Genomic DNA, 24,942 nt, shown 5'->3' on the forward strand with positions numbered 1-24,942 from the left:
TCACCACTCCACAATGATTAGGCCGTCACCACCGCGACCAGCAATGTTGCCGCCACAGCCACCGGCGATGCCGCCACTGTCGCCATTAGATGAGCCACCACCACCACCGCCAAAAGCGCCACCTGAACCGCCTTGCGTATAACCACCAGTACCGCCGCTGCCACCGCCACCAACACCACCCTTCACTTGATTGCCATTACCACCACCTCCACCTAAAAAATCACTCAAAAACCGTGAATTTATAACCGGTAAGTTATATAAATCGCTAAGTGCCGAGGTTGAATTATTGTATTTGCCGTGTGCATCCGTACCACCAAACGCTGAGCCACCAGTACTTACACCCACGGCCACATCGCCCATCGGCGATACCCCTCCGCCACCGCAAACGCCTGCGCCGGTATTGCCGCCGCGCCCTAATTGCGAGCCTGCGCCACCACCGCCAGAGCCTGCAGCATTACCCGCTTTGCCACCGTTAGCTTGAAAATCACCACCAACACCGACGCCACCCGTGCCGCCAACCGTCGCCGTGCCAGCCGTACCGCCGGTTGCAGAAATCAGCGCACCAAAGCTAGACGTGCCACCCGTACCGCTAACCACGCCAAGTCCAATAGTTGCTGTGTGGCTTGCTCCTTCGACCACGTCGAATACGCCCATGGCGAAACCACCGCCACCGCCGCCTGCACCAGCGACAATTGAGCCACCGCCAGCGCCAAAAACACGGAGTCGTACCGATGACACGCCAGCAGGGATCACAAATGGCGTGGTTTTGAAGAAAATACGAAATTCGCCGCGCCCAAAAACGGGTAATTGCCCGCAGGCGCGAGGCGTGCCGCCAGTTCCAAATAGTGCGCTAGCTCTCATTTAATGGCCCACCCATGTGCGGCGCTAATATAGATTAGCGCGCAATTTAAATAATTCAGATCCACAATAAAATCCTCAGCTTTACCAAGGATTTTTTTGCCATTTCGCAAAACAGTTAAATTGTTTTTTGCGAATGTGCCTAAGTGATCATTCAGCCAGACAAAATCACCGACATTTGGATTTGGCGGTAAAGGGACGCTAAAAGCCGCTGCTGAGGTGTCGCACTCATACGCGCGGCCCGTTTGTAGTTGGGTCGTGGTACTAATGACATTACTTAGCCCTTCGGTATGCAGCACTTGGCCAAATTGCGCCGTGGGCGGTAAACCTGCTGCGGCTTGTGCCGCTGCAGCGGCGGCACTGGCCAAGCTCGCAGCAGACTGCACGGCATCAGCTTGAGCTGCGACCGCTGCAGCATCCGCAGCGACTTCGGCGCCAGTGGTGTTCAGAAAATCACCCAGCTCATTGGCTTTAGCGGTCCAGCCGGCTAATGCGGCAACATGAGCGTCGGCTTTTTCTGCAAACACCGAGCCCGAGTCGGCACGCGAAGGCGCAGCGGGTAAGGTGGGAATAACGGGAACTGACATTAAGTTAACCCCTCAATTTCTAAATTGCATTCACTTAAAGTGGCGTAGGCGATCACAATATCGAGCTCTTTATAAAAGCCATAAATCACCGTGGCGCTATATTGCTCGGAACCGATAAATAAGCAGGGCTTGGCGCGTAACGTGGATAAATAATCCATTAGGCCGTCGATTTGGGTATTGAGTACCTTCATTTGCCACACACCGCGCTTGGCAAAATTGCGCTCGGTCAGCACAAAATTACCCCACTGATCGCGCTCTTTGCGCGAAAAGTCCTGAATCCCGGCTTTAGCCCCCATTTCGATGCCTTCACCAAATTCAACTTGCACGCCGACAATCGCAGTACCAATCGCGACATTGCCTGCCGAATTGGCGATGGTCATCCGAATCTTGGCAGTGCCGTAGGCAGGCAAGTCAGTTAAGATCACCATGGTTTTGCGTTTAATCGGCGCAAAACACCACTGCCACCAGCTGGTCACAATGCCGTTATCCAGCATTTGAATTTGGCGGCTATATACCGCCCCATCGACCGGATCAATCAACTCAATCAGTACGGATTCGGCTTCGACATTGAGCAGCGCCACCGTGTTGATGACCTTGGCGGGGGTGATTTCAACCACAATCGACCCCGCCTTGACGGTTTTAGTGCTGTTGACTTGATCAAACATCGCCCAGCGATTAGTCGGCCCAACATCAATCCAATTGAGCTTGTCCACTTCGGGCAAAGCAGCGGTAGTCCCTGCGGCCACGCGCTCATAAATCCGATGCGTGGCCGCACGGATCACCCGCTGCCCTACGCTATACGCGGTGGCAGCAGCCCATACCGGATAATCAGCTTCCGGTACCGAGCTGCTGCTTAACGTCGCGTCACTGAGCACGAGCGGCTGTACAATTTTTAAACTCATACGGCTCTCACTTCAGGTTGACCATCCCCATCCCAGCGCGCTAAAACCTTGGCGGTTTTTTGCGTTGATTCGGCGATAGCGCGACTTTGCGCCGCTTGATCGCTGCGTAAACCTTGTAACTCTCTGATTAGTTCGGCATTGAGTGCGGCTAATTGGGCCAACCGCGCATCACTAGCCGCACTACGCTGCGCTTGCTGAGCCAGCAAAGCCGCGAGCGACGCATTAAACGCTTGCGTCGATGCATTGAGCGACTTGGTTTCAGTCCAAGTGCCTTGTGCGATTTCAAGCTGCTCGCGAGCAGCAGAGACAATCCCATCGAGCCGCGTAATGTCGGCATCATATTGGTTTTGCGCTAGCCCGATTTGCGTATCAAGCTTGCCCAAATTGTCTTTATGCTGCGTTTCCAGCTGCGTGAATTGCGCTGCGGCACTGGCTTCAAAAGCCGCTTTCATGTCGCGACCTTGCGACTCAATCGCGGCTACCGATTGCTCAAGTAAAACCACCTGCTGATCTGCCGTACTGATCTTGGCGTCGACCAGACTGCCCAACTCGCGCAACTGCCCCGCCGTGACTAACTGCTCGCGGGCAAAATCAGCGGCACTACTAAAACGATTGGCATCAATGCGGCTCACAACGTCTAGCTGCTGATTGAGTGCATCGCTCGGTGTAAATGTGCCCGACTTGGCCGCCTGCAAAGCCCCAGCCACCGCCGCTTTGGCTTGCTCATACTGCATGTCGGCCAAATCTTGCTGACTGCCGCTTAAACGATCAATTGCGGATTGAATGCCATTAAACACCGATTTTAAGGCGCTTAATGCCGATTTAGCCCCGTCGATCTGGGCTTGATAAGCGGCTTTTTGGGCATCGAGCTGCGCGCTGGCCATTTCTAATCGCGCGGAATTTTGCGCGGCAATAATCGCCTTTTGCGCTTCAAATGCCGAAACTTCAGCATTTTTTTGCTCGTTCAACACTCCCAAACGCCCATCGAGCGTCGATTTAACAGCGGCTTTTTCCGCATTGGCTGATTGCTCAAGCGCAGTCATCGCCGCATCAGTCGCCGCCTTTTGATCTTGCAAGGCGTAAATCTGATTTTGAATAGCGCGATTACTGGCACTAATCGCGGCTAATTCACGCTCACGCAATGCAACGGTGTTGCCCTGAGCGGCCAATAACTGGCCCTCTAAATTAAAACGCTCAGTCGCAATTTCAACCGCATTTTTAGCCGCCCGATTTTGCAGTTCGAGTGCCGCTGCGGCTGCAGTCGCAGATTCATCGACAGCATTAATAATCGGGTGTAATTCAGCAAAAGCGCCCGACACCCCCAGCAAAGCGGCATAGGCTTTTTGCCCCGACTCTGTGGTTAAGTCTTGCGCCTCAACCACCGCACGAAACGCCTCGCGAGTCTCGGGTAATTTCACCCCAACTGCGCTCAGCGCATCCGTCATGTTGCGCGTGACATTCGCGGATTTTTCAGCGTCGGTATAAAAGTTGTCGTAATACGTTTTGAGCGAGCCAGTCAGGTTTTCTAAACCACCGGCAAACCCAAGTAACCCTGCTTTAGCGTCATACGTTAATGCCGACAATTGCGCCATCGGCAGTAAACCAATCACCGCGCCAAATCCTGCCACTGCATTGGCTTGCTCACCGATAGCGGCAATCACTGCATCGGATGCGCCGCCATTCGCAATGATTTTTTTAACCGCGTTAGGGGCATCACTGGCGGCGATGGCTGACACCATCGCATCATTAATCCGGGCAGTGTATTCAGCGGCGGCTTGTTCGGCGGTTTTACTGCCGCGCCCAACTTGCCGCAGCGTCTCGTTATCGCCAACATTCCCAAAGCCAACGCCATTCGACAACACCCCGCCGGCATACGCAAAGCCCTTGCCGTTTTTACTGGTTTCAAGCGCGCCATAACCGCTAGCGACTTTGAGCTGCGAACCCGTCGCCGCCAAAATGCCGTTCACGTTACTGACCATTGCTGACAACTGATTCGCCGCGCCGCCCTGCGTGAAATCACCGCCCGATGGGCCTTGGACTTTACGCACACTGCCTGCGGCATCCACCGCCAAATCAGTACCGCTACGGGTTTCGCCCCCCTCAAATTTTTTAAACATGGTATACGCGGCGATGGCCACACCGACATAAGGCATCACTGTGCCCAATGTTGAGGCCACGCTACCGAGTGATGATGCCAAGCTGCCCATTGATGAGGCGGCGAGTGTCGCCCCTTGCCCGGCTACTGACGCACCAGCGGCAATACCGCCGATACCGGATGCCGAAGCGCCAGCTAAAGAAGCGATACCGCCGATTCCTTTGGTAATGAGACCGCTTAAATCCATGCCGCCTAAATTAACGCCACCGGCACTGGCATTGGCCGTACCTGCTAAGCTACCTAGCCCCACAGCGCTAAGCCCACCTTGCACGCCCATTTTGATGATGGGCTGCAAGACCAAGGACTTGAACATATTGACCAGTGTGTCTTTGAAGTTTTTGGCAAAGTCTTTGCCATCTTCAAAGCCGCGCATCAGTGCATCGGTGATCGATGTGCTGATGCTGTCGCTGGTTTTTTGCCATTCATCGCGAGTTTTTTGGGCGGCATCGGCTTGGTTTTTAATCCATTCAGCAGTGACCTCTTTGCCTTCGAGATCACGCTGAAAGCCCAACGCTTCTTTCATTGCTTTGATCTGGTCTTTGAGCAATTTTTGCTCATTGTCCATGCTGTTGATGCCCGCGCCCATATTGGCTTCGCGCTGCATTTCAACCAGCAGCAATTCTTTTTTGGCCAGCGTTAATTCAGCAATTTGCACCTTGCTCAAACCAAACTGTTCGGCTTCATCGCGTGCTGAATTGACTAATTCGGCATTGCTTTTGGCCGCATCGGCAAAGGCTTTACTGAGGCGATCAATCTCTTCGCGCGCGAATTTAGCGCTCATTAATTGGTCGATTTGATGATTCCACGCCCCCAACAACACAGCGCCATTTTTAAGCGGCGCGGCGATTTTTTCAGCTTCAAGACGTAGTTTGCCGAACTCATCAAGGCCGTCTTCAGCAAGGCGCTTACTGAGTGAGGCGCCGAAGTTTTCAGCCGCGTCGGCGGCCTTTTTCATCGCTTTAGCGGCGGCATCGGAAGCATCGGCGGTTTTTTTAATTGGTTGAGTGACATCATCAGCGGCTTTGCCAGTTTTTTTAAGCGCTTCGGTGGCAAGATCGCTGCCATTGATTAAACGCTGCGTTGCCGTATCACCACGTCCAAATGAATCAACCACCCCATCGGCGTAATCACGCGCACTTTGGCCTAAGCCACCCAGGGTTTTTTTCACATCCAGCGTGGCGACGCTAAAGCTACCGACTGCACTACTGGCTTTATTAAATCCCGCCGCGATGCTATCCGCGCCGGTGACACTGGCCACTGATGCGCCAGCGGATAAAACTTTGGCAAAACCACTGGCTAAATTGCCAATGCCTTGCAGCGCGGCATTAATCGGCGCGACCAACGCATCGATCAAAACACCGCCCATACCAACGACAGTCGCGCTGACTAAATTGAAACCGTCAATGATGCCAGCCACCCCTAGGCGCACGCTAAAAATAGCGAAACCCAGCACATCAACACCACCCAACGCATCCGATAAACCTGCGCCCCACGAAACAATCGCGCTACCCGCATCCCACAAATCACCCGCCAAGCCTTTAGTTTGCTCCCAAACACGGCCTAATGATTCGGCGTTGTCTTGCACCCATCCGCTAAAGCTCGATGCTGCGCTTTCTAACTCAACCCCCGCACTTTTTAGGCTTTCAGTGATTTCATTAACCCCCGTTGCCAGCATACTGCCGACGCCTGCGCCGTTGATTTTGCGAAAGACACCATCCCACGTGTCGCCAAGATTAGAGATTTCACCCTCTAGGGTTTTCATGCGCTTTTCGGCGCCACCGGCAAAAGTAACGTCACCTAATTTGCGCAGATAACCTTCGATCTCTTGGGCGTTATTTTTAACGGTGGTCGTTACGCCCTGAAACGTCAGTTTGACGCTATCGCCTTGTTTGCTGGCTTTAATACCAAATTCTTTGAGGCGCTCAAACTCACCAGTTGATGCATCGGCGACGGCCTCAATCATTTCATTGAGTGATTTACCCAGCGCACCAGCGGTATTGGCGTAGCTGGCAATGGCTTTTGACGAAGGGTCTAAACCCAAGTTTTTTAATTTAACGAAGCCGCCGACCACGTCTTGCAGCGACTCGGGCAATGTGCCGGCCAAGCCCTCTAATTCAGCAAACTTGGCTTTAGCGGCATCCATCGAGCCGGTGGCGGTTTCAAGCTGGGCATTGAGCGTGCCAAACTCGCGCTCGACGCTGACTAATTTACCGACGCCAAAACCTGCCGCCAAACCGACTGCGGCCACACCGGCAGCAACCAGTGAGGCAGTGAAAAGGCCGATGTTTTTAACATCAAACGCGCCGCTGGCTGAATTGGCCATTTGGCCTAAACTGCCATTTAAATTAGCCGCAGCGGCTGCTGAACCAGTGAAGCTACCGGCCATACCGCGCGCCATATCGCTGATCGAAGTCGATGCCTTACGCGCTTCACGCTCTACGCCCCCCGCATCGGCGTTGATTTTGATGGTTACATTATTGTCAGCCATTGTTTTGCTCCGACCAGATGTTTAAGGTTTCCACTTCGAGCACTTGCAGCGCTTCAAATAGATCATCAGATTGATCTGGCTCGACTTTAAAGCGCCGCTCCATCATGGGTATGACGTTGTAATCCAATCCCGTTTTGCCATTCATGCCGATACGCCACTGTGTGCCCATGGCCATAAACACTTGATACGCCAGCCAGTTTTCGGGGTAGACGTCGACTTCATCGGGCGTGGCGGCTGGCATTTGGGCTAGATACTCAGCGGCCAATTCAGGCGGCAAGCCCGGTGGCAGCGTCGGGGCGGTGGATCGCGCAGGCCGAGCAAACGCCAGCGCGATCTGTTTTAGTTTTTTGTGCGTGATTCCAAGAACGATTTGCGAAAACCGGCAAACAATTCAGAACCCGCAGTTGGGTAGTTGACGCAGAGAGTTTCGAGCGCTGCGTGATCGAATGGCGCATCAATCCCGTCCCAACCGACGACGATTTCGCTTAATGCTTCGTGGTCTTTTTTGCCTTCGAGCTGGTCAAAAAATTCTTTCACTTGCGGGCGCGGCAGATGCTTGAATTCAATAGTGACTTCGACTTGCTTGTCTTGCCCCGGAATCGAGAGCGCGATTTTGGCTTTGAAAGTCGGTTTTGGCTGCAATTTAAACATCGGGAATTCCTTAAAATGAAAAAGACTCGCGAACGAGTCTGATTAAAAACCCGCCGCAATGGGCGGGTCTGGGCTTTAATGTGGCGTGATTACAAGGTGTAGCGTGGTGCGGAGGCTTGCGTAATGCTCACCGTAGCGGTGTGGACTTCATTACCACCGCCTTCGGGCGTACCCGAAAAACCGATGTAACCGAAGAACAGCATTTCAAGGCCGTTAGGGTATTGAATTTTCATTGCCAACTTTTGGCGGGTGTCCGACGCTTGGCGCAAGCGCACTTGCACCGCATCCATTGGGTCCCACAAGACTTTCACTTGGGTTTCGATGCCGTCTGTTTCAGTCGGAATTTTGCGTTTGGTGGTTTCAGACAGCACCTTGTATTCGGCAAACTGCTGACCACCACCGCTGAAACTAAATTCGCTGGCAGTGGTTAATTCAGTGCCCAGTGTGACGACTTGCATCTGGCCTGAAATCAGCGCGGAATAGCCAGTGGTGTCTTGGTCTTTGAGTTCAAACGTCTTAGCTGGGCCGTTGACGTTGGCTGCTTTAACTAGGCCATCGTTCAACTGGCTTGGGCCAACCATGTTTAAAAACGCAACGTAATCACCATTGGCTGGTGCGGTGGTTTGTGCTGTAGCCACTGGCGGCTTAGCCAGTGTTAAGCCGGTGACGTTTTGTGCGGCGCCGATGGCGGATTGAATAAAGATTTTCGATCCGGCAGGAACATAAATAGCCATGTGAAGCTCCTAAAAATGGTGATTTAAAAATAAGGTAAAACAATTAAATACGGCGACCGCGTTCGGTCAGATACGTCGCCTGCCAGACCACGCGTTTGATTGCGTAGTTGGCGTCTGACATTTGCGAATGCTCCCAACGATCACCTAGCCATTGCCAGCGCACGGCATCGCCCAACTGCGGCGAGTCACTAATGACAGCAAACAAAGCACTGTCCATCAGCTCAATCATTGCGACCGGATCGCTACCGCGCGCAATCAGTGCGATGGAGAACGGCTGCTCGACTGCGTGTTTGCTCATCGGGTAGCCGTTAACGGGCTGGGCATCGAGTGGCGAAATCACCACCGCGCGCGTGACTGAATTGGCAAAAGCGGCTTCTTCAGTCGTGACCACCGGCACACCAGGGAGCGTGGTGATGGTCAACCCCGCGAGCGCGTCGCGAATCCGTTGGAGGGCGGTCATGGGTTTACCTTTTGGATTTGCGCTTTGATGAATGCGCCGTTGTCCATCGGGGCGCGATGAATCCGCCAGCGCTCGCCACGAAATGTCAGCTGAACATCGACATCAAGTAGCAATGCCGATTTGGCAAATTCAAGCGTGAGTGATTCGGCCGACATAAATTCAAAAGTCGGCACATCGTTTTCACTCACCCCCACATCCACGGTCACATCACCACCTTGCGCATGGATCACCGCCGATTCCAGCAAGCCATGCCGCGCAAATGTCGCCATAAAGCGTGCTGGATCAAACATCAGCGGATCGATGCGTCAAGTACGACACGGGCAGTTAAATCACCATTGGCCTTGGCGGCGGTGAATACGCCGATCAGGGCATTGGATGCCACCGTAGTGGTCACGCGGCGAGCAGCGTTATCCCAATACGCTTTTGCACCAACAGTAGCGACATCGGTATTCACTGCGGTTAAGTCGTAAACGCCATAACGGCGAATTTCGACGGGGGCATTAATCGCTGCGGCATTTGTAGCGATACCAAATAAGCTACCGAGTAAAACACCATCGCCAGAAGCCACGGCATACGGCGCCAATACGGAAACGACTTCGCCCTGCTGAACATAGTTTTTCATGTTGTTTTCCTAAAATTAAAAATGGCCCACCGCAGTGAGCCAATAAACCTGCGTGAGGTCTTATGACCCCACATCCAAAAAACTTAAGCGCCTGGATTGCGATACAGACCACGGAAGTCAATCGCTTTGGTGGCGAAGTCTTCACGCGCCATCACTTCAACGCCTTCAAAATCGTTGCCCGAGCTGAACGCATCGCGGGTGAAGATTTGCAAACCTTCAGCGCCTTCGAGGTAAGCGTATTCAACGGTATCGACTAAGCCAGGATTCGCTGCCAAGTACCACGACACTGCCGATGTTGCATCGAGGCGCGGTTCGACAATCAATTCCAGCGATTTAGCGAATGGATTTACGCCGCCTGAGGTATTGGCGGTGATTTGCGCCAAGAATTGCTCAGCTTCGGTTTCTTTACCCGCCGGCACAATCAAGAACGAAGGCAGCAGGTTGAGCGGTTCTTTGCTCGTCGGGTCTTTTTGCAAGCGCATTGCCGCGCGGCCTGCTGCCAAAGCGGCCACCGAAATTGCCGAACCCGCACCCGCCAAATTACCGCGAGAGGCATGGAATAAGGCCACACCATCGGCCATCACAGGATTACCTGTCAGGATGCCGTACACCATTTGGCTTTCCATTTGCAGCGCGCCATTGGCGAACGCTAAAGGAATACGGCCAAACACATCTAAGTCATCATTGATAATAACTTGACGGGTAATGCCGATTTTCTTAGCGTAGCTAGCGAGCTGGATTTGTTCGCCTGCATCATTTAAGAAGCCCTGTTTGATTTCACCATGTTCACCAACACGCTCTAATTGCGCTGCTGATGAAATTGTGACGCGAGTGGATGGGCGGAAATCGGTCAGATTCCCTTTACGCGCCCAACGCTCGAATGATTTTGGCGCTGCCTCATAGGCACCACGCAAGACACGACCGACCGCATTACCCAAGGCAATCGAGAAATCGGTGGTACCCATCAAGGAACGCTGTACGATTTCAGGACGGCTCAAGCCACGCACATCGATACCTTGTTTTTCCAAGCTGTAACGGGCCAATTCTGGCAAAGTAAAACCACGGAATTCACGCGCTGTATCGGGCAAGTCTTTTAGCTGGCCTGCACGGTGCATCACTGAAGCCGCAATCGCTTCACGGCGAATATCGGTTTCATCCGCCAAGGTTTCCACGCGCGGTGTGCGGATTGGATTGGCGTTGCTGCGTTCAGCCAATTTAGCGAGCACTTCTTTCGCTGCTGCGTCAGCAGAAACACCACGCTCAATCAGATCATCGGCGATGGCTTGATCTAGGCCGACGCTGCGCACTTGGGTATTGATTTCGGCAGCGCGAGCGCGTTCTTGTTTGACTAAGGCCTCATCAGCCGCACGTTTTTCGGCTGCTGCAGCGGCGATTTGTTCTGGAGTCATATTTTCCTCACTACGTTGATTAAAATCGGCGGATGCCGTGTTTACTGCTACTGGGTCAGCGGTGATTTGCTGGCCTTCATCACGCCCGACATCCGCCGTGCGCTCGATGATTTCGACGGGATATTCACGAATACCCTCGGTTTTTTCGCTGCGAGTACCGCAACCGGCATCCGCTGGAATCGGTACCAAGCTAATCTCGTGCGGCGTCCAGCCCACAGCGCGATAAATCCAATTGCCTGCATCGTCTTGCGTCATTTGCAAGCGATCTACTGAATAGCCGACCGAGACATTGCGAATCACGCCGGATTGCACGTCTTTCCATAAGCCTTCGAGTTCGGGGCGTTCAGAGAAACGCACTTCGGCCAAACCTTCACCGTTTTCAATCCATGCACGTTCGACTACACCAACGATGTCGCTTAAATCCCAGCTTGAATGCGTATTGAGCAAGGGCGCGCCGTTATTCAGTCGCGTTAAATCAATCGCCTCAGGTGTGACATCGAGCAATTCTTGGTAATAGCGATCATGGCACCAGTCATAGCGCCGCACACCCGCGCCCGTAGTCCAAACCAAGGTGATAGTGCGAGTTTCCGCATTCACACTCGATACTGGCGCTGCACGGGTGGCGAGCGGTAAGGTGGTTTTTGGCATTGCTTACCCTCAAAAATTAAGCCCCGCTTTTGGCTGGGCTGTTTGGTTGGTCGGTGGCGGTTTCCGCCTCAGAAATCGTCACACCGGCATAACTCAGAGTGACACCGGCCTCTTGCGCTTTCTTGTGCGTTTTGACGACCTTTTCCCATTGAATATCTGGGTCAAGACCGCGCCCAATTTGCAAGTCGGTCAAATCCAAAACACCGGCAGCGGCTAACATCAGCTCGCCTTTCGCGTCTTTAATCGGGTCAACGTATTCCCAACGCGGTACAAACCATTCCACCGTTGGATCGCCTTTTACCTTGCGCGAGAGCTTGGCCAGCTGCAGCCAGCGCCGTGCGATGGGGCGTAAAAACAGCGGAATAAACGTCAGCCAGCGCCATTGCTCGGTCACAGCGCGGTAATCAATCAAACCGACGCGAGCCGAGCTGTAATTGACTTGGCTTAAATCGCCAGTGACTTGCTCATACGTTGAATCGGTGCCCGCAGAGATCGTGCGCAATTGGCGGCGGGGAAATTCACCGTCGCTACTGGCGGATGGGCTGCCAAAATCAACTGATTCACCGGGCTTGAGGTATTCAATTTGCCCCGGTGCAACGCGAGATTTGCGAGGGCCGACACCTTTGCCATCATCGGTTTGCGCGCCAAGTGATCGGCCTTGATCGTTTGAAGTGACAAAGGCGGTAAAGCAGGCCTCGATTTTCTTGCGCACCATTTCGGCGTCGTCGTAATCGTCTAAATCGCGCAATTTCATCAGTACGGGCGCCAAACGCGGCACGCCACGCACTTGCCCAGGGCGGGTTTTCTTAAACACCAATAACACATCAGCAGCATCGACCCGCGATGGGCTTAGCGGCTTAAACAAGATCCCTGCTTCACCTGGGTGTCGATTAAACAACCAGTACGCGACCACTTTGCCGATGGCGTCAAATTCCACGCCGTTGATGATGTAGCCGCCGTTTTTGAGGTCTTCGGTTTTGCTGTGATCGAGAAAATCCGGCTCAAGCAGCTGAATTTGCATCGGCACCGGCAAACCATCTTCGGGGCGGCGGGTGCGCATTCGCACAATCACCTCGCCCGACTCTTCCATCGTGCGAGCGGCCAAGGCTTGCAGGCCGTTAAAATCAAGATCGTCTTCGGCGCTGGCGACTTCGCACCACTGATTCCATAAAGCGGTGACGTCTGGGTCACTCCAACGCGCCGTGATACCGGTGCCGATGGCATGACCAACAAATTTATTAAAAATACTGACCGCATGCGGATTATTGCGTGCCAGATCGCGGGAACGATCCCGCAACTTGGGCAGTGCTGCGCTGATTTCAGCGTTGGCGCTACTACCCGACGCTTGCCAACCCGAAGTGCGGCGGCCTTGTTTGGCCCCATCGTAAGCACGAACTTGATCGAGCGTTTGCCGCGCATAAGATCGCCGCAAACCGGATTCGGGCGCGAAGTAGCCAATTAATTTATCAAGCCAAATATCAGCCATATCAGCGGCCTTTGCGGTTACGCCGCTTTTGTGCGCTGCGCTTGGCAGCTGCTACGCCGCTACTACGACCACCACCATGAACGGGGCGAGAGTGAACCGTCAGCGGCATAAACCAAGGCGAGGCTTGCGAAGCCAGCATCACGCAAGCAGATAACATTCTTAAAAATGACATCGTTAATCCCTCGAAAATTCAGCCACCGCCGAGGTGGGTGTAATGGTGGATGGGCTTTGCTGTGCGATTTGCCCAAAGACAAAATTTCGCGCTTTCATAAGCTCGTCGATAGATCGGTACTTAATCCGTTTACCGTCGTACTCAACTTCAAGCTCGCCAGTGGCAATCGCGCCATCTAGCGCATCGAGCTGGGCTTGAGTTACTGCCATGGCTTTACTCCAACCAGTTATCCGCTCTCCCAGCTAGCCAATCATCATTCGATTTGCTGTCTGATTCGAGGGCATTAAAAAACCCGCCATCGGGCGGGTGCTGTGTTTCGGGTATTACTTCGGGCGGTTTATCCGTCAATGGCTGCGAGGCAATACTGCTTGGCTCCATGGCTGCGCCAAATAGGTCATCAACCCTTGGTTGCAGCATGTTTTCAAGCTGCTGCCAATCCCATTCACGGCAGGCATGAATGCGCAGATCAGGATGCAGCGCGGCGGCGTAGCCATACACCCATGTATCGAGGGCTTCGTTGCGTTTGCCTTTGCGCTTGACCCACTTGTTTCGCTCGGGATCAAACACTTCAGCGGTGAGCATGTCGTAATATTCCAGCGTGAGATCACTAGAAAACCGCACTTTATGCGCGGTGATTTCGGCTTCACCGTCTGAAATCAAACGACCCATCAGCGTTGACTTGGCTGTATCGGTACCGACTGGCCAGAGCTGAACGCCGTTTTTGGTCAGTTGGCCTTTGTGGTCCACGTCTTGCAGGGTGGGCTTGCCGAGCACCGCTTTATTCGGTGTGCTCACGCCTTTGACCGCAATCACGCGCTCATGCTGCCACCAGCGCACATAGTTATAAACGTCGTGCGTATGATGACCACCGGAGTCAATCGCTGTGGCCATGACCTTCATCGGGATGCCAAATTGATTGAGTACCGCTTGCTGGCGATAGTGCGTGAGCTTTTCCCATGTTTCATCGAGCGATGGATTGCCCCAAATAACGTGGTAATCGAGCACCCAGCACGTTTCGCCCCGACCCCAACCGAGCAGCTGGCACTCTAAGCGGTCGTCTTGGGTATCGACGCCCAGTGTGAGCAGTAAGCAGCCCAGTGGAATGGTGCGCAATTTGAACGGTACCGCACGCGCTTGCAGCGCATTGGCTTTGACTTGGCTGCTGCGGTCTTCCCAAGTCTCACCAAGGCAGGTATTGACGAAGCGTTTGAGCTCAATCGTGTTGCCTTGGGCGTTCAAAAAGCCTTGCGCCCGTTCTTTCCAAGATCGCCCTAAGCCCAGCGGCGAATACAGCGAATTAATGTGGTACCCGCGAACGCGGCGATCAGGGTATTTTGGTACCCAGCGGCCTGCAGCAAGCATTTGCGGTTTTTTGTGTTCTTCGATATGGCTGCCACATTCACGGCAGACATACCACGCGCTGCCAACCTCGCCTGCTTCGTTGAGTTCCCACTTTAAATTCCCCCAAACCAAAGTTTGGTATTCACCGCAGTGCGGGCAAGGCACATGGTAGCGGCGTTGGTCGCTGCGTTCGTACTCGGTTTCGATGCGCGAGGCATCTTTGATCGTTGGCGTACTGATTAAGAAAATCTTGCGGCGTGGGAAGTTGTTGGTCCGCTCTTCTGCGAGGCCAACCGGATCGCCCTCACCGTCCAAATCGCCTGGATAAGCATCGACCTCATCCAAGCCCAAAAACTTAACGGGCATCGAGCGCAAACTGGCGGCGGAATTGCCACCGGCCAAGCGCAAAATACCGCCAGGGAATTCTTTGAGTAAGGCTTTGTTCTTTTTGTCGCGACTTTGCTGCCCAAAGCGTTTAGACAAACTGGGCGAAGCGGCGAGCATATTGCTCAAGCGTTGCTGACTGAATAATTCGGATACTTCAATCGTTGGCTCAACGACCAACATGGGGCCGCCATACTGCCCCATCACCGCGCCAATCCAGTTAATCAGGCATTCAGTACCGCCAACTTGGGTGGATTTGATAAACACCACGCGCTGCACATCAGACCATGGCGAGAGGTTATCCATGATTTCGCGCAGGAAGGGTAAGCGATCAGTCCGCCATTGCCCTGGTTCACTGGTTTCGGATTCAGTCAAAACCCGCTGTTGATCTGCCCATTCGCTGACGGTAATCCGTGGCGGACGACGCAACCCCGCCGCCCAAGCGTCGCAGGTAATGCAGTAGGCGTCGGGGAGGTCGTTTGGGTTCATAGGCTCATTCTAAAACTGCAAAAATATCGTCTTCACGCATCACCAAGAGTTCAACACCATCAACCTTGACCAATTGACCACTGTACCTGCCCATCAGGACCTTATCGCCAACCGCCACCGACATCGGCTGCAACTCGCCGTTTTCACGCTTGCCTTTACCGACTGAGATCACCACACCCAAATCTGGTTTCTCAATGGCGCTGGATGCTAAAACAATGCCAGAGGCGGTTTTTTCTTCTGCCTGAATGCGTTGAATCACAACACGGTCAGCTAGAGGGCGAATCGACATTTTTATATCCTTGATGTTGAGTTTAAGATTATTGTTTATTGCTCGCGGCAAACATCGTTGGCAATTGCTCAGCGGTGCGCACTAATTCATCCAGAATTCGCCCGATTTCTTCATCAAGCAATTGATACACGACGGTAGGATCAGTCTCAGCCGCCAGCACTGGGGCGATTCGGTCAGGCATTCGCTCCAAGGCCGCACGCATGGCGGCACCGTTATCGGTCATCGCTTGGCGAACCATGTTCACATCGACCAGATTACCCATGCGTTGCTGCTCGTCCATCTCAGCAATCTTGGCCATGTGCGTTTCACGCTTGGCGCGGGCAACTTGAAAATCATATTCAAGGGTAATTTCAGGCGGCACAATCGAATGGCAGGATTGATGCGTGGCCGCAGGCGGTGAATAATCATCACCACGCTGCTCTGCCCAACGATCTTTCACACCTTGCTTGCTGGGGTCGGCGGTTTTATCAAGCAGAGCATCAGTTGCATCCACATCGACCTTACCTCCCGACATCACCAAGCGATTCTCTTTGCCTAGCTTTCCCACATATTGACGCGACCATCCACGAAGCTTGGCGTAGTCCGATTTGCTGAGCAGCGCCATAGCTTAAACCTATATGTAAACCGAAAAACAAGACCAGTAAACCACTGTAAACCGTGTCAACTAACTTTGAAAACCTACGCCTAGCGGAACAGCGGGGTGCGAATTACCCTCGAGGCTTAAGGGCTGGACAGTACCTTTTCCGTTTGCCTCACGACTCAAGCGCAGCGATGAAGTAACCCTTGAACTTAGCGTCAACCGTCTTTTGCACCTCGTTTCGCCAGTTTAACTTCGGTTTGTAGTTCGCCTTGCGCACGAAGATCAGCACTGGATCGAGATCCCATGTCGTTTGCTGTTGAGTCACACGATAGATACCAGGCTGTTTGATCTTGGCACGATCAAAACCCTGACGATTACCCACTGGCACCACCAAGAAACCGCCATGCTTTTTATAAGCACGAGCCTGCTTCTTATCGTCACCTTTAGTCGAGCCGCCATAACCACCATTTGAAAGCTGCCGCATCATCGCCACCAAGAATGTACGAGAAATATTCCCGTTTGCATCCATCGGCGCTTTCTCACCCGGCACAGTCACATACCCATTCGGCAACAACCCTGCCGCAGTCAATGCACGCTCATAAGCCTTAGCTTTACGCTGGCCACCATCAATCTCTTTACCCACATAACTACTCTGCCGCTTAGGCATCGACAACTCAGCAGTGAAATCCCGCACCGTCGCAGACTTAACCCGCACTGCCGACCCTGTGAACCGAGTCGGCCGATCAAACACGCCATCAATAACCGAAGCAAAATCTTTCTTATGTTGAGCAGCTGTCTTAGTCAGCGCAATCGCTGCACAGCGATTCACCTTCTTGACCTGCTTATCAATCACCGATTGAACCTGTGATCGATCAATCTCAACAGTAATCCGCACCACACCCCCCCCCCAATAAGGAGCCATGGCTGCGCAATCAAGCGATTATCGGCACAAGGCCGGCCACGGCAAAACGACAGCAGACAACAGACAACAGCATCCGCACTGGTAAGCGCCCCGCGTGCGGTATCGCACAATCGGGAGGAAGAGGAAGCGAACAACTCGGTCAGGAGTCACACGGCGACGCTCACCACTGCAAACGCAAAAGCCCCACACTGATCACTCAATGCAGGGCTCTCTTGAAACCATATATTTTTAGGCAAGTCGATTCTGTTAATTGGCCGCCACACCAAATGGTACGATGCGCCTCAGCGCCACTTTTGCCTCTCACCCAGCTAGCAACCCTACCGCGCACGGCCGTAGACACCGAAACTACCTATCAGCTATTTACCCATCATCAACCCCTAAAAGTTAACCCGCTAAAATTAGCCAATCGCGCAGCCGCAAAAAAGCCCCTGCATCTCTGCGAGGGGCTTTTTTTAAATCCATCTGAACGCAACTTTGTTCACGATAGCTGAATCTTAAACAAGTGGGCGACATTCTGTCAAGCATCATTGGCACAAATAAATTCACGCTGCAAAGAAACCCGACCCAACACCCCACAACCAGCAGGCAATTTATAACCCTGCATCATTTCAATCCACGACCTACTGAAATGAATCACCGCCGCATCACGTCGCGATTTAAACGTTGACCACGGCGCACCCACCATCCGCGCCTTGTCGCGCAAATCACCATACGTCAAATACACCAGCTTCAACATCTCACGATGTTTAGGGTTAGCCAACCGCGCCAACAAGCCCCAAGCCGCATCCAACTCCTCACGCGTAAACACATAAGGCCGATCATCCGCCCCCGTTACCCGCACTTGATAGACCAAGCCACTGGGCAACATATCAGCACAAGCACCACCACCCGACACTTCACCATACTTCGCCTGGGCATATCCCGCTGAGCGATCCATCTCAAGCTCTTTCAACCGAGCCAAAGCCTTTAACTGCGCATCAAATTTCATCAACAACATCATTATGCCTCCCGTCATACCCACCGGAAGCCACCACGCGGTGCAGTCATAGCCGCAACGCTTTGTATTTACAGATGATTTTAGCACGTCAAAAAGCCAAATCAACAATATAAAGCTGTTTAATCCCTTGGTAGTTATGGTTGTTATTAGGTTGTTACGCCACAAGCCGCACAAATACTTAATCTAACAACCATAACAACCATAACAACCTATTTTAAACATACAGAGAGACAAGATATAAATAGGTAGACGTAAAAAAACCCGCGTATATACGCGGGTGCGCGAAAAGGTTGTTATGGTTGTTAAAGCCAACAACCACGCGGCCTAGAGCATCACAACAACCGTTTTTCATAGGTTGTGATTAGGTTGTTAGAAGTCATTCGGCACATCCACGCTGGGTATGGCTTGCGCTGGCGGCAGGTCAGTTACAGGCCTGCGGTAATACCGCTTGCCGTCTGACTTCTGCTTAGGGTCAGCCCACCCTAGCCGTTTTAAAATACCAGCCACGCGCATTTGATCCTGCCGAGTGTGTTTTTCAACCGGAATATTCAACGCCCTACGCATCAAATCACCATTAGTAATTTCATAAACCACACCAGTATGCCCGTCTGGATAGTTATTAGACGGAGCACGCCCATCGATGTAATCAAGAATATATTCAATCCAGTTATCCTCAATGTACCGCGCATCCTGCAAATCACGCGCAGCATCTTTAGGGAAATCCCACCACTTAAACCCTGCACGATACTTCGCAACCGCCTCAGCCCACATTTGCGAACGGTTGTGCATGATGCACTCCAAATTCACAACATCACCACAGCGAACCGGCAAAAATCGACGGCCGCCAGTTGGATCACTTAAATACTGCCCAGCATTTGTTGTGCCGACAAAAACACATTGCCGTGGATGACTACTTGCACGTTTATCATACGGCGCACGAAATGTATCATCACGACGCGTCACCGCCATTTTTACTTGATTCAAATCGGCCTTACTAAAAGAATTCATTTCACCGATTTCCACAATCCAACGTCCCTGCAGAGTGATATAAAAATCTTTACCGCTTGGGTTTTCACTCGACTCCAAATACCACTCAGAACCGCACAATAAATTCACCGCAGTGGATTTACCCGCCCCTTGCCCACCTTCAAGCACCACCATTTCGTCTACTTTACAGCCCGGCTCAAAAATACGCGCCACCGCTGAAACTAACCAACCACACCCCACATACGCATTAAAATCACTTTGCTCAGCAGCAAACACATCAGCCAACCAAAATGGTAAGCGCTCAACCCCATCCCACACCAAATCAGATAAATAAGAACGAACCGGATGAAACCGATTGTCATAAGCCACAGTTTGCGCGGCCTCGTCAACGATCGAACTCGCCTTCAAAAACAAACGGTGCTGCTGCTGCAGCCAAATTAGAGCCTTACTACTATCACTATCCGCCCACAATCCTGCCTCAGCACCCTGCCATGGCGGCGGCTTCAATTTATGCACCGCACCACTAAATTCATTAAACGCCAGCACACCAACCCAAGCCGGATCGTTTTTCAATATTTCATACGCATTAGAAAAAACAGGCCGCAAACCCGTTTCAGACCAAAGCAGTGATTCACTCCAATCATCAGAAGCCACCCCCCCCTTAGACTGCGCTTGCGCTGGCTCAGGATTAATCTTTTGCCCTGCGCCAGCCGATTTAGGGGTAGAAATGCCATTTGCGATAAATGCACGACACTGATCAGCAGACCAACCATCCAACTCAATCGCATCAGCAATATCCCATCCACCCACATAAGTACCAGGTACAGGAAGCTGCGCAACCATAACTTTTGTATTCGGTTCAATCGCACAAACCGCCGCTGCCACTTTCGCCATAGCGACACTACCAGGCTGCAAAGCCAGCTCAAGCAAAGGCTTACTCTCAGGATCGACATCAGCCTTTTTCTCTTCAGCAGACAATTTCACGCGCTGCGCATCGGCATCAGGCCACTGGATCAACTCACGACCCGCCAAAGGAGAGAAATCAACCTTACCAACTCCGTTACATCCACCAGGCCACGACACCACAGCAAATTCAGACAAATGCAGCGCAGCCACATCACGGCATTTTTCCCCTTCCACCACCAATACGGGTGCATCAGGCTTAGCCGCCAAATCATTCAGACCATACAAAGGGCGCGGCTCTGGCCATTGCTTCCACTTCCACTCCAACGCCCCTGATGTTTTATGGCGCCACAACGTATGTGGTATATCCTCCTTACCGCCATCGCTAGTGCGAAATCGATAGATGTACCCCAGTACATTATTCTGAGCATCTTTATAACAACGCACCGCATCAGGCCGCCCGCGCTTGATATGCGCCACATGCGGCTCAGGTGCATCATCAGGCACAGGAAAAACATTCACCCACGGATCATCGTTTTCCCCCTTGACTGGGCTAGCGCTTGGCGCGGGGCTAATCCCATCCTGCGCAAAAGGCACACCCAAACGAGAATGAAGTTCACGCGCACCATCTAATGGCGAGCAACCATTCAAATAGCAATACAAGCTAATCAAATCAGCACCACCATCATTGGTCGCAAAATCTTTCCAAACGCCCTTGTTAATCGAAATCGAAAATGAGCCTGCATTTGAATCTTTACGCATCGGATTCGGGCAAACCCATTCACCATTCACGCGGCGGCCAAGCGGCAACCATTCCGCAAGTAATCGCTCAGCCGCATCCAAAGTAGCTCTGGATACAGCCTTAAAATCAACCTTTTCAAATTCACGATTACCCACAGCCTTTCTCCCAATGCTCACGGCAAATTGCTGCCGCCGCCTTGGCCGTCGTTTGATTAAACGCCAGCCACTCACCCCGTGGATGCCACGCCGCATACATCGGCACACCATCATCGATATGCTTTACCAGTCGATACCCCTCAAGGCTCTCTGCGTAAAACAGGCCTTTCTGCTCAAACTTCACTTCTTACCCTGCATCACTTTGGCCAACGAGCGTTTACGCTTGCGGCGCAATCGAAGCATCAGCGCCACATCGATCTCAGGCTTAACCGCATCAATCGCCGCTTGCCGCTTAGCGCGCTCTAAATTGATATGAGCCTGCTCAAACGTAGGGTCGCGATAAGCGCTCATTTCAACAATTCCATCAGCAACAACACCACTTGATGTGCGGCCTGCTTCTTTTCTGCCGGCCTCGCTTTGCGCACCGCCCAAGCTTTTTTCCGTAAATACAGCAAACCAAAACTCAAATTTGGATCAACCCGACGATTCACGCAGACTGATCGGGCTTTCATTTTGCCGCGCCCAACACCGCAGCCTTAATCCCCTGCAGCATCTTGATTTGCTCATCAATCCCAGCACCGACCGCGACAGCCTCATGCTTTTCTACTTTCAAATCAGCAAACGTTTCTGCCAACAACGATCCGGTCACCGCCGCCGACCCCATATGGCCGCGTAAAACATTCATCGCCAACTCAGCTGGTGAACCTGAAAACGACACCACTAAATTTTTACCTGGCAACACCACGCAACCGCACAAATCCGCCAACGACTGCACCAAGGCCACGTCTTTTCGTTCGGCAATCATGTGAATCAACTGCAACGCAGTAAATTGATAGGTTGGCAAATTAGGATTAGCCGCATTCATCATCATGCTTTCCGAGCGATCAAAAACCTCACTCGCTGTACGAAAACCAAAGCATTTCGCTAGCTTTTGAATCGCCAAAACTTGCGACCGATATCGATCAGAAAGCGTGGTGTTATCCATGACTAGAACTCCGTTAATTAATCTCTAGTTGCGAACTAAAAAACCCAACTAAGATTTGCTTTGTAAAAAACACCTGTGGTCAGACAGGTGAAGAGCGGCGTGTGGGAGCGCTACTCGGTGGAAATCTTAGTGCCGCGCAAGTAAGCCCAATTTGCATCAGGGCGTAAAAATTCACAGCGGACGCGCTTATCAGTTTGTTTTTCAATTTCAGGGCAGAATTCAGCAGGCACATTGCCGCGCTTTCGCCACGCAGATACACGAGCAGGAGAAGCACCGATGCGCCTCGCTAATTCATTGACGCCACCCAGCAACTCAATGGCTTTATCTAGTGCAGTTATTTTGTCCATGCGGCAATTATCAACAATCGTTGATTTAAAGTCAACAAGAGTTGTTGCAAAGGGTCAACATTTGTTGACTAATAGCACTATGAACATGGGAAAACGTATCGCCTTACGCCTTACTGAACTCAACTGGGATCAAGTTGAGCTATGTAATCGCGTCGAAGGTTTAGAACCGCAAGCCTTATCTGCCGTGATAAAGCGAGATAGCGGCCGCAGTAAATTTGCAGCAGGTATTGCCCAAGCGATGGGCGTAGACCTGAATTGGCTAATGACTGGTGAAGGGAAAAAAGAAACAACAGGGCAAACGACCAACAATTACCCGCGTGAAATTGAAGTGATCGTCTCTGCTGCCATGCATGCCTACAATTCAGGCGCACTATCAACCGAAATGGCAGAGGCTCATGCTGGATTATTTCGAGCGCTCGTCTCTTCAAGCACGTCACGCAAGGTCAGCACAACCAGCAACGACATCAGCGCCGCCACCCTGATGCAAATCGCAACGGCCACAGATCAAAAGACGGAATCGGACAAACTGTATATAGATAACTCGCCAAAGCGCGCCAAAGCCGAGGCCGCAGCGTCAGAGCACAAGAAAAAAGCCTGATTTTTTTGACCGATTAGATCAATGACATCGCCAGCTCGTGTCGTACATCATGCCGGCATGACAGGAAACGACATCCGATTGCTACACATTCGCCGATTAATTGCACGCTATGAGACAGCAGGCGAGTTCAGTATTGCAGTTGGGATCCCGCAAGAAACCCTCTCACGCTGCATCGGAAAAACACCGTCTCGCCCCATTAGCGACGACATCTGCGACAGAATTGAAGCGGCGTTAAAATTACCATCTGGCCGTTTGTCTGATTTTTTCGCTCTTTTTGACGTTGAGCGTCAAATATCCCCCTCTGACGTTGCAAAGCTTACAGCCGCACAAGGTAAGCTTGTCACAACTTTGATACATTCACCGCCTCCTGACGAAGCCGCGGTTTTGCTTACCCAATTAGTCGCGCAGTTTCGATTAGGAAGCCGATGAATATGATCAAGGTTTTTCCGTGTTTGTTTTACGCCCAGAGCACTTTGCCGGTTGTATCGGCCCACTAAGCAACGGCTTTGCCGTTGCTAAAATAATCGACCCGTTTTGCCACGACATTGAACACGAAGTGCATATTAAAGTTGCACCGGTCAGTAGTCGCGCCCATATCCACTGTTGGCTGCGTTGGCTACTGGCTGGCGGATTAGGTATTCCCCAGCCCGGTGAAGCATGGTTCATGGTCATCGACGCCGATGACGCCGCCACGTTACATCCAGACAAAACATGGATTACTGGCAAACTTTATGTCGCCATAGCATTTAGTGCGCCAAGCGGCGGTGAAGCCCCGCCCGTTCGCTACGATGACATTCCAATCTCACAGCTTGACGATATAAAACGCTGGCCAGCGATTTACGATCTAATTGCCCTCGATCTATGGGGTGCACGCAGCGCATCACAGTATGCCAACTGGTGGGAATTAAGCCGAGGCCAATACCTGCACTTCGACGGTAGCGATTGGCTTGGTGGTGAATATTGCACGGACTATCATTCGCTACTCTGTAAGCATCAGTCACTCGCAGAGCTAATCGTCACTGATGACATCACTCGAGCTCGCGTCCAGCGCGCAGCTAAACGCCATCGTCTCGCCCTCTCGTCGGCCAGTCCAGAGATTATCAAGTGGGTGACGCTAGTTGTTAATGAAGATGTAGGACATGACATCTACGATACATTGCAAAGCCGAATCAACTTAAGAGGCACTGCGTATGCCTTCAATTAATGACGATGCGATCAACAGACTGCTAGCCGAGTCATATCGCACGGTACCGCAGTTGCCGCAGCAAATCACAGCGATGCAGGCCGTCGTCAATTTATGCGGTGCTGGCGTTGGATCAGAAATGGGCGCCATCGGCGCAATTTTACAATTCGATGATTCGCACCATCGCAAAACACAAATGATGCTTGTGCCCACCGAGCGCATTATTGCCAATTTGGCACCCAATTTTAGCGAGCAAACATTAGTTCTGTGGTCGCGTGCTTTAAATGAACTGCATCTACGCTACGACAATTCACAGATGAGTATGAATGACGGATTGCCCTGCTCGCCAACGCCCGATCTCATTCAATTCCATTGGCTAGGCCAAGCAAAGGGATTTAAACCCAGCCAGATGCTAGAAAGCTGGTTCAATACTCGTTGCGGATTTCACTTGCTAGCCAGCAAAACCAAAGCCAAGGGCGGCGACGGCAACAACCCAGCGCTACCGACCTCGCAGTTAATCCAAGTTTTGCGCAAACGGCTCAGCGGCATGGAGTTGATCGAAAATAATGAGCACTGGCACTTGTGGCGCGGCAATGGCCGCTCTGTTGCGCTTTTGCACGTAAACCCGCATGAGTGCAGCAAAGAACAAATCAGCAACGCCGCAGGCATACTTTGCCAAATTGCCCCCGACGATAACAAAACGATCTGTGTGGTATGCGATGATGCCGAAACCATTAAAGCCGCAGACCGATTCATCGAGCAGCTAAAGATAATGGCTGTTGAATTAGAAGCATCCGACAATCCCGCCGACTTAATGCTGTAAGCTCGCAAGCATTACACATCAACAGATGCTCAAATCAAAAAAACA

Annotated in this window: 29 protein-coding genes; 4 read left to right on the forward strand and 25 right to left on the reverse strand. The window is 52.2% G+C overall.

All coding sequences use genetic code 11. The annotated features are described in order from the left end of the window. The 25 genes from K4H25_RS11610 to K4H25_RS11730 all read right to left on the reverse strand — a co-directional run bounded on the left by K4H25_RS11610 (position 1) and on the right by K4H25_RS11730 (position 22,293). A complete protein-coding gene (locus tag K4H25_RS11610) occupies positions 1–861 on the reverse strand; it encodes a hypothetical protein (RefSeq protein ID WP_221020654.1) in 861 nt (286 codons plus the stop codon). Next, positions 858–1,445, reverse strand: coding sequence for a hypothetical protein (locus K4H25_RS11615; protein ID WP_221020655.1), 588 nt, complete (start codon positions 1,443–1,445; stop codon positions 858–860). The genes K4H25_RS11610 and K4H25_RS11615 overlap by 4 nt, the downstream gene beginning before the upstream one ends. After that, the gene (locus K4H25_RS11620) at positions 1,445–2,347 is read right to left on the reverse strand and encodes a hypothetical protein (protein ID WP_221020656.1); all 903 of its coding nucleotides are present in this window, start codon (positions 2,345–2,347) and stop codon (positions 1,445–1,447) included. Before K4H25_RS11620 ends, K4H25_RS11615 begins: the two co-directional genes overlap by 1 nt. Further along, positions 2,344–6,990, reverse strand: a complete 4,647-nt coding sequence (locus tag K4H25_RS11625) for a tape measure protein (RefSeq protein WP_221020657.1) — start codon at positions 6,988–6,990, stop codon at positions 2,344–2,346. Before K4H25_RS11625 ends, K4H25_RS11620 begins: the two co-directional genes overlap by 4 nt. After that, positions 6,983–7,267, reverse strand: coding sequence for a DUF1799 domain-containing protein (locus K4H25_RS11630; protein ID WP_221020658.1), 285 nt, complete (start codon positions 7,265–7,267; stop codon positions 6,983–6,985). Before K4H25_RS11630 ends, K4H25_RS11625 begins: the two co-directional genes overlap by 8 nt. 62 nt (positions 7,268–7,329) lie before the next feature. Then, on the reverse strand, positions 7,330–7,641 hold the full coding sequence (locus K4H25_RS11635) for a phage tail assembly chaperone (protein WP_221020659.1): 312 nt from the start codon (positions 7,639–7,641) through the stop codon (positions 7,330–7,332). Between the two features lie 89 nt (positions 7,642–7,730). Beyond that, the gene (locus tag K4H25_RS11640; RefSeq protein ID WP_221020660.1) at positions 7,731–8,375 is read right to left on the reverse strand and encodes a phage tail protein; all 645 of its coding nucleotides are present in this window, start codon (positions 8,373–8,375) and stop codon (positions 7,731–7,733) included. 43 nt (positions 8,376–8,418) lie between these two features. After that, positions 8,419–8,835 carry a hypothetical protein gene (locus K4H25_RS11645; protein ID WP_221020661.1) on the reverse strand — a complete coding sequence of 139 codons (417 nt, stop codon included), beginning with the start codon at positions 8,833–8,835 and terminating at the stop codon, positions 8,419–8,421. Beyond that, entirely contained in the window at positions 8,832–9,125 is a 294-nt protein-coding gene (locus K4H25_RS11650) for a hypothetical protein (protein ID WP_221020662.1), read from the reverse strand. Before K4H25_RS11650 ends, K4H25_RS11645 begins: the two co-directional genes overlap by 4 nt. Beyond that, positions 9,125–9,457 carry a DUF2190 family protein gene (locus tag K4H25_RS11655; protein WP_221020663.1) on the reverse strand — a complete coding sequence of 111 codons (333 nt, stop codon included), beginning with the start codon at positions 9,455–9,457 and terminating at the stop codon, positions 9,125–9,127. The genes K4H25_RS11650 and K4H25_RS11655 overlap by 1 nt, the downstream gene beginning before the upstream one ends. Before the next feature lie 83 nt (positions 9,458–9,540). Then, on the reverse strand, positions 9,541–11,514 hold the full coding sequence (locus K4H25_RS11660) for a prohead protease/major capsid protein fusion protein (RefSeq protein ID WP_221020664.1): 1,974 nt from the start codon (positions 11,512–11,514) through the stop codon (positions 9,541–9,543). 16 nt (positions 11,515–11,530) lie between these two features. Then, on the reverse strand, positions 11,531–13,000 hold the full coding sequence (locus tag K4H25_RS11665) for a phage portal protein (RefSeq protein ID WP_221020665.1): 1,470 nt from the start codon (positions 12,998–13,000) through the stop codon (positions 11,531–11,533). A 1-nt stretch (position 13,001) separates the two neighbouring features. After that, a complete protein-coding gene (locus tag K4H25_RS11670; RefSeq protein WP_221020666.1) occupies positions 13,002–13,172 on the reverse strand; it encodes a hypothetical protein in 171 nt (56 codons plus the stop codon). A 2-nt stretch (positions 13,173–13,174) separates the two neighbouring features. Beyond that, complete coding sequence (locus K4H25_RS11675) at positions 13,175–13,381, reverse strand: phage head-tail joining protein (RefSeq protein ID WP_221020667.1); 207 nt, start codon at positions 13,379–13,381, stop codon at positions 13,175–13,177. Positions 13,382–13,385: 4 nt separating this feature from the next. Next, on the reverse strand, positions 13,386–15,386 hold the full coding sequence (locus K4H25_RS11680; protein ID WP_221020668.1) for a phage terminase large subunit family protein: 2,001 nt from the start codon (positions 15,384–15,386) through the stop codon (positions 13,386–13,388). A 4-nt stretch (positions 15,387–15,390) separates the two neighbouring features. Further along, positions 15,391–15,675 carry a co-chaperone GroES gene (locus K4H25_RS11685; RefSeq protein ID WP_221020669.1) on the reverse strand — a complete coding sequence of 95 codons (285 nt, stop codon included), beginning with the start codon at positions 15,673–15,675 and terminating at the stop codon, positions 15,391–15,393. 28 nt (positions 15,676–15,703) lie between these two features. Continuing rightward, positions 15,704–16,279 carry a hypothetical protein gene (locus tag K4H25_RS11690; protein ID WP_221020670.1) on the reverse strand — a complete coding sequence of 192 codons (576 nt, stop codon included), beginning with the start codon at positions 16,277–16,279 and terminating at the stop codon, positions 15,704–15,706. 148 nt (positions 16,280–16,427) lie between these two features. Next, on the reverse strand, positions 16,428–17,153 hold the full coding sequence (locus K4H25_RS11695; RefSeq protein ID WP_221020671.1) for a hypothetical protein: 726 nt from the start codon (positions 17,151–17,153) through the stop codon (positions 16,428–16,430). 541 nt (positions 17,154–17,694) lie between these two features. Then, positions 17,695–18,177: a hypothetical protein gene (locus K4H25_RS11700; RefSeq protein ID WP_221020672.1), complete on the reverse strand. Its 483-nt coding sequence runs from the start codon at positions 18,175–18,177 to the stop codon at positions 17,695–17,697. 366 nt (positions 18,178–18,543) lie between these two features. After that, entirely contained in the window at positions 18,544–20,961 is a 2,418-nt protein-coding gene (locus tag K4H25_RS11705; protein ID WP_221020673.1) for a VapE domain-containing protein, read from the reverse strand. Next, positions 20,954–21,145 carry a hypothetical protein gene (locus K4H25_RS11710; protein ID WP_221020674.1) on the reverse strand — a complete coding sequence of 64 codons (192 nt, stop codon included), beginning with the start codon at positions 21,143–21,145 and terminating at the stop codon, positions 20,954–20,956. Before K4H25_RS11710 ends, K4H25_RS11705 begins: the two co-directional genes overlap by 8 nt. Further along, positions 21,142–21,312, reverse strand: coding sequence for a hypothetical protein (locus K4H25_RS11715; protein ID WP_221020675.1), 171 nt, complete (start codon positions 21,310–21,312; stop codon positions 21,142–21,144). The genes K4H25_RS11710 and K4H25_RS11715 overlap by 4 nt, the downstream gene beginning before the upstream one ends. Further along, entirely contained in the window at positions 21,309–21,473 is a 165-nt protein-coding gene (locus K4H25_RS11720; RefSeq protein ID WP_221020676.1) for a hypothetical protein, read from the reverse strand. The genes K4H25_RS11715 and K4H25_RS11720 overlap by 4 nt, the downstream gene beginning before the upstream one ends. Next, positions 21,470–21,946, reverse strand: coding sequence for a phage regulatory CII family protein (locus tag K4H25_RS11725; protein WP_221020677.1), 477 nt, complete (start codon positions 21,944–21,946; stop codon positions 21,470–21,472). The genes K4H25_RS11720 and K4H25_RS11725 overlap by 4 nt, the downstream gene beginning before the upstream one ends. A 110-nt stretch (positions 21,947–22,056) precedes the next feature. Further along, complete coding sequence (locus tag K4H25_RS11730) at positions 22,057–22,293, reverse strand: transcriptional regulator (protein ID WP_221020678.1); 237 nt, start codon at positions 22,291–22,293, stop codon at positions 22,057–22,059. Between the two features lie 85 nt (positions 22,294–22,378). Here K4H25_RS11730 and K4H25_RS11735 point away from each other — a divergent pair, with 85 nt between their 5' ends. Genes K4H25_RS11735 through K4H25_RS11750 form a run of 4 tightly spaced genes read left to right on the forward strand, consistent with a single transcriptional unit; the run spans position 22,379 to position 24,897 of the window. After that, entirely contained in the window at positions 22,379–22,891 is a 513-nt protein-coding gene (locus tag K4H25_RS11735; protein ID WP_221020679.1) for a helix-turn-helix domain-containing protein, read from the forward strand. Positions 22,892–22,912: 21 nt separating this feature from the next. Then, a complete protein-coding gene (locus K4H25_RS11740; protein WP_221020680.1) occupies positions 22,913–23,320 on the forward strand; it encodes a hypothetical protein in 408 nt (135 codons plus the stop codon). Between the two features lie 19 nt (positions 23,321–23,339). Next, entirely contained in the window at positions 23,340–24,095 is a 756-nt protein-coding gene (locus K4H25_RS11745) for a hypothetical protein (RefSeq protein ID WP_221020681.1), read from the forward strand. After that, a complete protein-coding gene (locus K4H25_RS11750) occupies positions 24,082–24,897 on the forward strand; it encodes a hypothetical protein (RefSeq protein ID WP_221020682.1) in 816 nt (271 codons plus the stop codon). The genes K4H25_RS11745 and K4H25_RS11750 overlap by 14 nt, the downstream gene beginning before the upstream one ends. Positions 24,898–24,942 lie beyond the last annotated feature (45 nt).

The sequence above is a fragment of the Deefgea piscis genome, assembly GCF_019665785.1.
In the GTDB taxonomy this organism is placed as follows: domain Bacteria; phylum Pseudomonadota; class Gammaproteobacteria; order Burkholderiales; family Chitinibacteraceae; genus Deefgea.